The organism is Neglectibacter sp. CSJ-5, assembly GCF_032490475.1.
In the GTDB taxonomy this organism is placed as follows: Bacteria; Bacillota; Clostridia; order Oscillospirales; family Acutalibacteraceae; genus Hominenteromicrobium; species Hominenteromicrobium mulieris.
In genome coordinates this window covers 1-10617 of the sequence record NZ_JAVYJC010000014.1, presented here as the reverse complement: position 1 = coordinate 10617, position 10617 = coordinate 1, and the positions used below count along the sequence as shown (strand labels likewise).

The following is a 10617-nucleotide window of genomic DNA, read 5'->3' as shown; positions in this document are numbered from 1 at the left end:
CGTGGATTTCTTTATGTCCTTTCGTGGATTTCTTTATGTCCTTTCGTGGATTTCTTTATGTCCTTTCGTGGATTTCTTTATGTCCTTTCGTGGATTTCTTTATGTCCTATAACTCTTATAAGCCTCGTATTTACTGGCTTTTTTAGCATCCGTAATCAAGTAAGTAATCAAGAATGTAATCAAGTAGGTAATCAAGTCAATCAATCAAGAGACACTCGACCTACGGTCGCTAATGACAAAAGGGTGGGGCTTGCTGCCCCACACCCCGCAGCGCACAAATGCGCAATAGTACCTTTTTGCCTCCATAAAATGCCTTTTCAAAGACGTTTTTACAAAATCTCAGCACGCTTTTGCTAAACAGGGGCGCAAGCGCCCAAGAACGAGTACGACAGCTCGATTTTTTCGGTATTCTGCCTGGGAGATGTTTCACACAGAAACGAAAGTGAAACACTATATCTTGTGATCGGCACGACCACTCTATCTGCAAAAAATCCTTAAAAATCTAACTTTTGTGCCGTTTTTACCCCTTTCCCCTGACTTCCTGCGCTCCTGAATTGGACAAAATAATGATTTTGGCTTATTTGGACGCAGGTGAGCAAAAAAGTGACACCTTTTGCACGAAAAGCCGACTCCAAGCTTGGAGTCGGCTCATTTTTCCGTGTTATTTTTAGTTTTTCCGCCCGAAAAATCTTTCCCGCAACGTTAGCGGGCGTTTTACTTTTCTATCGATATCTAAAATCATTAAAAGTAGAATCACGACAAATAAGCATTATTATTTTTTACAATATTGAAAAAAATAGTAAAAAATATGCAAAAAAGTGTTTACAAAGATACAAACGTATGCTATGCTGATGCTGTAACTGATAGACCGTTTTGTTGATTTTAAGAAAGAGTGATTCCAATGTACGAAATTAGGTAGATGAGTAGACTTACAGTTTTTACAAGGAGGCTCTTTTATGAAAAAAGCAAAAAGATTAGCAATAATCGTTTGTGCCATTGCGATGCTGATGTCTATATTAGCTATTCCTGCAAGTGCAGCAACCAATGACCATTATCACACGTTTTCTTGGGAAGGTTCTCAGCGGTATGCCTCGGTAACGACCGTGTGGAGAAAAGCTAATAACTCCCCAACCTATTTTCGTGTAGAAAACGATTCGATGCCGTTGGACGGGTTCTATATTCAAACAACCCTTGCCCCTTACGGTGGAACTCAAGCGGCAACTTCGTCGTATTTCCTCATCACCACTTATGGTGGCAAGACGATAAAGCATAATAAGACGGCAACTAATCTTATGGCTGGTTTGAGAACATATTATCCGTCAAGCCATTATTCGTGGGGTAATGTAACTCTCGCGTGGAGCGAGGATTACGTTGAAGATGGTTCGGAGAGACTGAACTGGTAAATCGTGAAAGGCTCTCTTTGATATGTGCGGTTGCTCGCTTAGTGTTTATTCAATAAGATAAGTAATGTCAGTGTCTGAGAGTCTTAAAGAGGTTCTCAGACACTGCTGCTTTATATTAAAATGCAAAAAAATTGTGCAAGTGCGGCAATATCATTGATAAATTGGCTGATGTGGTGTATTCTGAAATCGGGAATAATCATATATCAAAATATTGCTTTCAGTGATAGTGTGAAAGGAAGGCGAGTGCTATGAAAAAGAACAGATTTCTGATACTTGCAGTTGCTTTAGTGACTGTGCTGAGTGTGGTAATGGCAGTGCTTCTGATGAAGCCGGAGCTGTATACTGCTGACCCCTCGAATGATACGGACAGTTCTGCGGAACAAAGCTCGCAGAGACAGACAGAGACTTCTGATTCAGATGAAGAAGTTCCTGCGGAGTCCATACAGGAAGAATGGGGATCTGGGAGCATATATGACGGATCGTCTCCTATCATTAGAAATATGGGAGAGAAGCTCAGCGTTACTGCGCTTCCTCCCAGAGAACAGGGAGAGAAGCCGCCCATGAGTACAGAGGTCTTCGCTATGTGGGAGGGTGAGATGTGCTTCACTGTCAGCAGCGCTGTGATTTACGACACGATAGAAGAAACCGGACTGAACTATGATGACTTTATTGATGATTTTTCTGCGTATGACGAGACATTTAAACCTATGGTTGTAAAGCTGACGGTAGAAAATGTGCATGCGAAATCACTTACCGATCCGCCTGAGTTTTTTTCAGACGGGTATGTCTTGTCCTCAAAAGAAGAATTCAGTCCGGAAAAATTTAGATCGCAAAATGAAGGTGAGTGGCGTGTCGCCAGCGGGATGCCTTTGGCTTATGCTGATCCTCATTCTGACGGACCGTATGACTATTTCCATTATAAAATAGGTGAGGGCGAAACGGTTGAAATGACTTTGTGCTACTATGTGAAGATGGATGATGTTCCTCTTGATGAATTGTATTTGGAAATACAGACTTCATCTTTGGATCATAGATTCGGAATCAGGCTGGATCAACTTGAGGAGGCGGAATAATTGCTGTCTGTATTGAAAGTAGAGTTTGAAAAGCTGTTCAGAACAAAATCCTTTTGGATCGTACTGGCATTCCTTTCCTTGATAACCTCGGCAGTTGCTGTGACGAGGTCAGTTAGTCTGGCTGGAAGCGTGGGAGGGGTTAATCCGGCTGTTCCAAAAGCCGATAATGGGTATTATTTTGAGGATAACAGTCCTTATGCAATCTCTCTCTATAATGTCTGGATCGGCTCATTGGTAGGCGATCTTCTGTTTACCACTGTTTTCTATTTCATTTTGCCTTTAGCGGCGGCACTGCCGTTCAGTTTTTCTCTTTTGGATGAAAACAGAAACGGATATCTGCGGCAGATGTCCCTGAAAAAAGGTCAGCAAAGGTACTACCTCGCAAAGTATCTGGTGACGTTTTGCTCCGGCTTCCTGCTGGCGGTAATTCCCCTTGTAATTAATATTATCATTACGGCCTGCTACATACCGGCATATACGCCTGATCCGCTGGAACAGATTTATTCCGGCCAATATTACGGAAGATATCTGTCGAATATCTTCTACTCAAATCCATTTCTTTTCATGATGATTTTTGTGCTGATTCCGGGAATTTTCTGCGGTCTGTGGGCTGATCTGTCCATGTGCCTTTCCCTGTTTATTCAGAATAAGTTCGTTATCATAATTGTTCCGTACCTGTTCCTTTTCTTTGAAAAAGCGTTTTTTGACACGATTTTTTCAAATCGAATCAGCCTTGAGCTTTCGCCTTTCTACTTTATGCGCGGAGGGGTATCGAGCAATATCTATATTGTTGCGGCAATTTTGGCTGTGATGTTTATAGTCAGCTTGGCGATCACATGGATTAGAGGTAAGAATGATGATGTTTTTTAATATAGTTCGCTGCGATATAAAAAACGGAATTCTAAAGAGGTGGAAGACATATCTGTTTACAGGAATTCTGTTTTCACTTTTGGCAGTGTTTGCATCTCTGGATTTTGACGCTGCACTGCGAATGAATCCCAGCCCAGTCACATCGACGGTTACGCTGGGCGATTATCTCTGCTTTCTCTGCGGAGGGACAAGCGCCGGAAATGCGCCGATTCAAATTATGGAGACAAACAATATTGTAAACTCCATGTTTAAATTCAGCTTTCCGAGTATATGGATTCTTATGTACCTGATTCTGCTGCTGATTACCCTCCAGTATCCGTATGAGGATTTGATGGGATTCGGAAAAAACATCATGATCCTTTCCAACAAGATACATTATTGGTGGCTGTCGAAATGCGTATGGGTAACAGTGTCCGCTGTCCTGTATTTTGTTGTCGCAGTCGTTTGTTTTTCTCTGACGTCGATCCTTTTGGGTGCAGAGATGAGCTTTGAGATAGGAACGTATTATCCATATTTTCGTTTCAGTTCCCCTGATTTCCTCAAGAATCCTCCGTGGAACATCCTCCCGACGCTTTCCATGCTCATACCGGTGGGAATTGGTCTTTGCATGATCCAGCTTGTTACCTCTATGATAACGTCAAGGTTGACAAGCTACTTAATCAGCACGGCTTTTCTTCTGGCAAGCGCCTATATGCAGAATGTTCTGCTGTTCCCGAACGTCAGTATGTTTGCGAGAAGCATTGAGGTTGTCACGAACGGGCAGGTTGCTTGGGTGGAGCTTATCATCATAGCTTGGATTTCGGTTGTGTGTATGCTGACCGGCTACCTGTATTTGAAAAAGTCGGATATTATCAATAAGCACAGGTGATGAAGTGTAATAGGAAAGGGGCATGATCTGCCATGAAAATACGGATTGACAATGTATCAAAGGTGATTAAAAAGATAAAGGTGCTCGATCAGGTATCCCTTGAATTTGAGTCCGGGAGCATTACCGGCCTGAAAGGAATCAACGGTTCGGGAAAAACGATGATTATGAGGGTAATCTGCGGACTTATAAGGCCGACCGAGGGCAAGGTGTTCATAGATGATCGTGAACTGAAAAAAGATATGGACTTTCCTGAGAGTATCGGTGTGCTGATTGACAGTCCCGCGTTCCTGGATAACTATTCGGCTTATGATAATCTGCGGTATATGGCTTCCGTGAAAAATATTGTGTCTGATAAGGAGATTCTGGAACTGCTGGATGAAGTGGAGCTTTCGGATGCCGGAAAGAAAAAATACAGGTATTTTTCGCTTGGCATGAAGCAAAGGCTGGGCATCGCTGCGGCGGTTATGGAGCATCCTGATATTATCCTCATTGATGAGCCGACCAACGCTCTGGATAGTAAGGGCGTAGATATGGTAAAGCGGGTATTACAACGTGAAAAAGCGAGAGGTGCGCTGATCGTATTGACTTGCCATGATTACTCTATCCTCAAAGAGCTGTCCGACAACATCTACTTCATTGAGGAAGGCAGGATTGTTGACCATGAAAAGTAAAATGCGATCTATAAGGAAAACAGCGCTGATTTTTTTGCTTGTTTCTGTTCTGCTTGCGGCAGCAATAAGGATCACCAGTGTCAATGCAGCCGCAGAGAAACCGATTATTGACACCTATTCACAAAACGAATGGGTTCCTTTAGGCGGAAGCTATTTCAGGTCATATCAGGAAAACACAAATGGATACAGCGTGATGATCACCGGTCATGAGATTATTGACAGAAAGGACTATTTAGAAAAATACGGTCTGGATCCTTCATCGGTCAATGAGGAAAACTCGTTTCGATATATCATGGAAGTGTCTCTGACTATCCGGAATGAGAATAACGAGGAGGGAAAAATAATGATCGGTGACTGGGCGCTGATCGGGAAGAAGAATGACTATATCACTTATTTAGATCAGCAGCTCCTGATGGACACAGATGAGCGGATAGACAGTATTTTATCATCTATATCCACTGCGCCGGGAAAAGATATTGAGATGAAGCTGCCGTTTCCAATGAGATTTATTGATGATGAAAAAGAACTGGACAAAAATGCGCCGTACAAAATGGCGGTGACAAAGTATCCGTCCCGGAAATATATACAGTTTGGATGATAAAGTTTTGAGCGTTCTTTTGTTCTTCAGGTAGTAATGAATGTAGTAATGAAAAAAGACTTGAAAAAACCCCATATATGCGATAAAATGAGTTCAATACAAGCTTGTACAAGCAATGTACAAGACACTTGCATTTGAAGTTGGGGAAGAGAAATGAAAACAGTTTCACTGAAAGATTATGCAGAACAGAAAAGGGTGTCTTATGAAGCGGTAAGGCAACAGGTTATTCGATATAAAAAAGAACTTGGCAATCATATAATCCGTGACGGCAGGCAGCAATTTCTTGATGAAGAAGCGGTTGCTTTTCTTGACGAGAAAAGGCAAAAAAATCCCGTAACTGTTATACAGCAAGATAAAAATGAACAAATTGAAGCTTTAGAAGAACAAGTAAAACAGTTGTTGATGAAGACGGCAGCGCAAGCGGATCGTATTGCTGAATTGTCGGAATGGAAAGCAGAAAAGGCAGTAGACATAGCCGGTGCGGAGCAGCAGAAGCTCCTTCTGGAGGAACGTACTAAGCGTGTGGAGCAGCTCGAAAGCACTGCGAGAGAAGCGGAGGACAAGCTCCGGCAAGCTGAAAAACGTACGCGGCAGCTCGAAGAAGAAATAAATCGACCGTTGTCGTTTCGTGAACGGCTGACAGGAAAGAGAAGAACATAAGAAATGCCCCGCAGCTGCGGGGCATTTCTTAATCTTTCCAAATTTTTCTTGAAAGCCACTTGGGACTTTTTTCGGCATGTTCGAGCTGCTCGATGGCTTCTTGCAGTGCCGAAAGATCACCATGCTCAATTGGATGACCGAGAACGTGCTCCATCACAGCGCCGATCTCAATCAAGCGTTTGGTACGTGCTTTGCGTTCTTTTTCATGTTCCCTATTTTGTAGACGGCGCTTTTCGGCTCTAATTGCATCGATTTTTACTTTTGCGGCAGCTTCGCGCTGCTCAATTTCCGCAAGACGTTCTGCGTAATCTCTTTTAGTTCTCGGCATGGCTAATATCCTTTCTATATGCGAAATTCAAAATGCTAACTCTGTATATTGTATCATAGCTATTGACAAAACACAAGAACAGTGCGTATAATTATGGTAAAGATTATCTCGCAGCAAATCCCATAAAGGCGCACTTATATGCACACTTACTATGTAAGTATGCATATTTGCGTGCGCTCTCCGAGGGGCAAGGCTCTGCCTTTGCAAACCGTTATGCCGTATATGAGAAAGGAAAAACCGTGGCGATTTATCATTGCTCAATTAAAATTATTAGCAGGGGGAAAGGGCGCAGCGCCGTTGCGTGTGCAGCTTATCGTTCCGGCACGAAACTCACGGATTTAGCAACCGGCAAGATATTTGACTACTCGAATAAATCCGGCGTGGTTTTTTCCGAAGTATTGCTGCCGGAAAACGCTCCGACTATATTCGCTGTTGATCGAAATATTTTGTGGGATGCAGTAGAGCGCAAAGAAACCCATTCGGCAGCGCAGCTTGCGCGTGAAGTGGAAGTTGCGCTGCCGTGTGAATTTACCCGGCAGGAACAAATCGATACCGTGCGCGAATACATCATGAAGAATTTTGTTCGCGAAGGAATGTGTGCCGATTGGGCGCTGCATGACAAAGGGGACGGAAACCCGCATGCTCATATCATGCTGACAATGAGAGCTATTAAACCAAACGGCAGATGGGCTGAAAAATCTCGCACGATCTATAAGCTTGACCCAAACGGGCAGAAAATTCCGGTTATTGACCCAACAACCGGGCAACAAAAGATCGGCGCACGTGGTCGTAAAATGTGGCAGCGGGAAACGGTACCGGCTAATGACTGGAATGACCACAGTAAAGCTGAAAAATGGCGTGCAGCATGGGCAGCAGAGTGTAACCGGCGTTTAGATCGGCAGCATCAGATCGACCATAGGAGTTATGCCCGGCAGGCGATAGAGCAGGAACCAACCATACACGAGGGCTATGCAGCACGCAAAATGGAACGCGAAGGACGGGTATCAGATCGCTGCGAGATCAACCGGGAAACCAAGGCGCTCAACGAGCAGAATTCAAGAAGTTTGGAGATAGCTAACGGTGAGCTGTATAATGCCACCAGTGAGCGTTTACGCCTGTATAGAGATGTTATTCGGGATCTTGAAAGCGAAAGCAAAGAGCTTTCCGGGGCAATACAGCAAGCAGAAGATGCAGAAATGACGCTTGCTGCGCCTGTGGAGCGCTGTAAGCCGTGGGAGAGGGCTAAGCGAAAGGAACAAGCCGAACAACGCGAAAACGCGTTACAAAAGCGTACAGAGGCGTTTGCAGCGCTGTATGAGCTTGGCTGCGCTACGATTGAAGCAGCGAAATCCTTGCTGCAGAGCATTTTACAACGCATAAGGCAACTTCGCCAGGAACAAGCAGAGCTGCGAGCCGATTTGGAACGTCTGGGAGAAGAATTGCCCGTTGTTAAGCACGCTGCAGATCTTCTGCAGCCGGCTGCATCGACGGAGCAGATCGGCGTGCGTGAACGGCTTCAAGCTATTCGGCAGCAACGCGAAGCGGAACGGAAAGCACATGCTGAATGGGTCGAACAGCAGCGCCGTGCAAATATGCAGCGTGAGCAGCCGGAGCGTTCACCGCAGGAACCCCCTGACGATGCAGCTGCACAGCAAGAGCAAAAAGTGCGCAGCGTAGCGGATTATGCTGCAAAATACCGCGCACAGAACAAAAACAACGCGCCCAAGCACCACCGCGGACGGTCGCGATAATTGCTTTTACTTTATAGTAATTTTTTTGATTAAAATTCGAGTAGTACTACCAGTGGTACTACTCGAATTTGGCTTAAAATCTGAATATTTCGTTTGTTTTAAGAAACAGTAGTCGGCAAGGTGGTACTACCGTTCAAAAAGTGGTACCACTTTTTGAAGACTGAAAACCCGCATACTATGCGGGTTTGTGGCGCAGTAGGAACACAAAGTGGTACTACTGCTTTATCCTGCATTCTGAAAAAGCACTTTTTGAGGGACTTTTTGAAAATTTGATAGTAGAAATTAGCTGTGATGAAGTTGCCACTGTTCGGCTTGAAAATGGTGTGCTTTTTGAAATTGCGAGAGCTGCGCTTCTGTGAGCTCCGGGCAGTCCGTATCCGGCTCATACGGGCGAGCTTCTAATGCTTGCAGCATTGCAATTTGAGCATCTGTAAGGGGCTTATTTACGTCGATTTCTTTGTGTATCATAGTTGGGGGGACACTCGCCTTATCTGTTATCTGGTGCCCCTATTATAGCAAATTTGGCAAACCGCAAAAATAAAGAATTTTTTGAATGGATAATTCCTACGTCCAAATAATAAAAATTGGCACAGAGACTTGAAAAATTCATAATCTGTGTGATATACTGTTATTGAGAAAAGAAAGCATAGAAATCCATCTGTGCACAAAAAGGCGAAATCCCCCGGAGCTGCAACTCCGGGGGATTTCTTTTAGGCTTTACTGTCGATTACTCGTCTCTATCAAGCCATTTGCAGATATAGTAGGCGACTATACTTGCTACGATAGAAATGAGAAAAGAAATGAGGTAATCCATCTGTGCACCTCCCTCCTGCTGGAGAGAATCGACAGCGTGTCCATTATAACATAAATCGACAGATAAAGAAACAAAAAATTACGCAGGAGCCTTGAAAAGCCATATTCTGCGTGGTATATATACTGACAACTGAAAGAGATCAAGATGTCCATTCGCTCATCGGACAAAAGGGAATCCCCCGGGGTTGTTCCTCCGGGGGATTCCCTTTTAAGCGATATAATTAAAAAGTTCATTTTTCTATTGATACCATAGCTGCCCCAATGAGCATTCTATCGTTTTGCCTACCACCCGATATCGTTGTTTTCTATGATCGGCAGTAAGTACCGATAAATGTTTTTGATTTCGCTGCGTGAATTTGTCGTTGCGTGGCGTTTTGCGGATAACAAATAATTGTAGATCTGTTGATCCAGAGTGCTTCCGGTAAAATGTCCGTGTGCATCGATGTGCTTACGCGCGAGCTGCACGAGCTCATCGATTTGATCGTCCGTAACCACGTAAGGAGCGAGGGCGTCGCGATACAGATCGCGGCGCTCAGCTTCGCTCTGAGAAACATCAAAAATAGGATCAGAACCAGTAAATCCGGGCATTTCAAGCTGTTCTGGAGCTTCATATTGTTTCGGAAGGGTTTCAACTTCAAAACGAATAGCTTTAACAGATCGCCCTCTTTTAACAGGGAAGTAAGAGTATCTGCATTCGGTTTTTTCGTGCATTTCTTTGTGTATTTTTTTCAAAATCAAGTCATTAAACCGCTTAAAGGCTTTGTAAGTTTCTTCTTTGTCGCATGAAAGGATCTCTTTAAGTTCATCAAGAGAAACTTCCCAGGACTTTCGAAAACGGTTTGCTTCAAGGTATATAAACATGATATAAGTGTACCGGCTTGTAAGCGATGTGATGCAACGGAGCTTATAACGGAGATAGCCGAGATTCTCAATATTAAAGAAATACTTCATAGCAGACGGACTTGCGGTTAGTTCCACTTGCCAAAGGCCATAATCGTCTTGTTCGGCAGTGGCTTTCTCGAAAAGAGATATTCTTGTAAATCGCTTGTTTTTAGCAGTACTATCATCAAGTCTAATAGGAGTTCCTAAGTGTTTAAGTCTTTCATCGAGTTCCTCTGTCCTTATACGCTTCACACCGAGAAGTTTCTCAAGTTCCCCTTTTTCAAACATAACCGTTCTTTTTTCTGGTTTGTGACTGTCTATCCTCGAAAGGTATGTATCGAGGATTTTAAATTCTGCAAGTGTCAATTCTGACCGCCAAAGCGCGAAGAGTGGCAGACTCTTCTGAACGGTGAGCTTGTCCTCGCTTCCTAAACTGGTTATTGGTGAGATCTTCTTTCTAGCCATTTGTAATTCTCCACTTGCCTGTTCCTTGTCAAATTCATCACTATTTAACGGTTTTCTTGTTACCTTTTTTATTCGTCTCTATTTTAGCCCATAGGTCATAATATGTCAATATAATTTTATGACCGAACGTGGATTTCTTTATGTCCTTTCGTGGATTTCTTTATGTCCTTTCGTGGATTTCTTTATGTCCTTTCGTGGATTTCTTTATGTCCTTTCGTGGATTTCTTTATGTCCT

General features: G+C 43.5%; 11 protein-coding genes. 8 read left to right on the top strand and 3 right to left on the bottom strand.

The features are described 5' to 3' along the window. Window positions 1-956 precede the first annotated feature (956 nt). From R2K26_RS15215 to R2K26_RS15185, 7 genes are all read left to right on the top strand, one after another. The gene (locus R2K26_RS15215) at window positions 957-1403 is read left to right on the top strand and encodes a hypothetical protein (RefSeq protein ID WP_316523380.1); all 447 of its coding nucleotides are present in this window, start codon (window positions 957-959) and stop codon (window positions 1401-1403) included. Between the two features lie 248 nt (window positions 1404-1651). After that, window positions 1652-2476, top strand: coding sequence for a hypothetical protein (locus R2K26_RS15210; protein ID WP_316523379.1), 825 nt, complete (start codon window positions 1652-1654; stop codon window positions 2474-2476). Then, window positions 2477-3346 (top strand): hypothetical protein, encoded by an 870-nt coding sequence (locus R2K26_RS15205; protein ID WP_316523378.1) that lies wholly within the window; start codon window positions 2477-2479, stop codon window positions 3344-3346. Between the two features lie 79 nt (window positions 3347-3425). Next, a complete protein-coding gene (locus R2K26_RS15200; RefSeq protein ID WP_316523377.1) occupies window positions 3426-4214 on the top strand; it encodes a hypothetical protein in 789 nt (262 codons plus the stop codon). A gap of 32 nt (window positions 4215-4246) precedes the next feature. Further along, on the top strand, window positions 4247-4885 hold the full coding sequence (locus R2K26_RS15195; RefSeq protein ID WP_316523376.1) for an ATP-binding cassette domain-containing protein: 639 nt from the start codon (window positions 4247-4249) through the stop codon (window positions 4883-4885). After that, window positions 4875-5483, top strand: coding sequence for a DUF5028 domain-containing protein (locus tag R2K26_RS15190; RefSeq protein WP_316523375.1), 609 nt, complete (start codon window positions 4875-4877; stop codon window positions 5481-5483). The genes R2K26_RS15195 and R2K26_RS15190 overlap by 11 nt, the downstream gene beginning before the upstream one ends. A gap of 153 nt (window positions 5484-5636) precedes the next feature. Next, window positions 5637-6143: a hypothetical protein gene (locus tag R2K26_RS15185; protein WP_316523374.1), complete on the top strand. Its 507-nt coding sequence runs from the start codon at window positions 5637-5639 to the stop codon at window positions 6141-6143. Window positions 6144-6171: 28 nt separating this feature from the next. Here R2K26_RS15185 and R2K26_RS15180 read toward each other — a convergent pair whose 3' ends face one another. Then, a complete protein-coding gene (locus tag R2K26_RS15180; protein ID WP_316523373.1) occupies window positions 6172-6471 on the bottom strand; it encodes a hypothetical protein in 300 nt (99 codons plus the stop codon). Between the two features lie 239 nt (window positions 6472-6710). On the opposite strand from R2K26_RS15180, the gene mobQ reads away from it, so the two are divergent. After that, the gene (gene mobQ, locus R2K26_RS15175) at window positions 6711-8222 is read left to right on the top strand and encodes a MobQ family relaxase (RefSeq protein WP_316523372.1); all 1512 of its coding nucleotides are present in this window, start codon (window positions 6711-6713) and stop codon (window positions 8220-8222) included. 282 nt (window positions 8223-8504) lie between these two features. Here the strand turns inward: mobQ and R2K26_RS15170 are convergent, their stop codons facing one another. Both R2K26_RS15170 and R2K26_RS15165 read right to left on the bottom strand, forming a co-directional pair. Beyond that, window positions 8505-8690, bottom strand: coding sequence for a hypothetical protein (locus tag R2K26_RS15170; protein WP_316523371.1), 186 nt, complete (start codon window positions 8688-8690; stop codon window positions 8505-8507). A gap of 627 nt (window positions 8691-9317) precedes the next feature. After that, window positions 9318-10382 carry a replication initiation protein gene (locus R2K26_RS15165; RefSeq protein ID WP_316523370.1) on the bottom strand — a complete coding sequence of 355 codons (1065 nt, stop codon included), beginning with the start codon at window positions 10380-10382 and terminating at the stop codon, window positions 9318-9320. Between the last annotated feature and the right edge of the window lie 235 nt (window positions 10383-10617).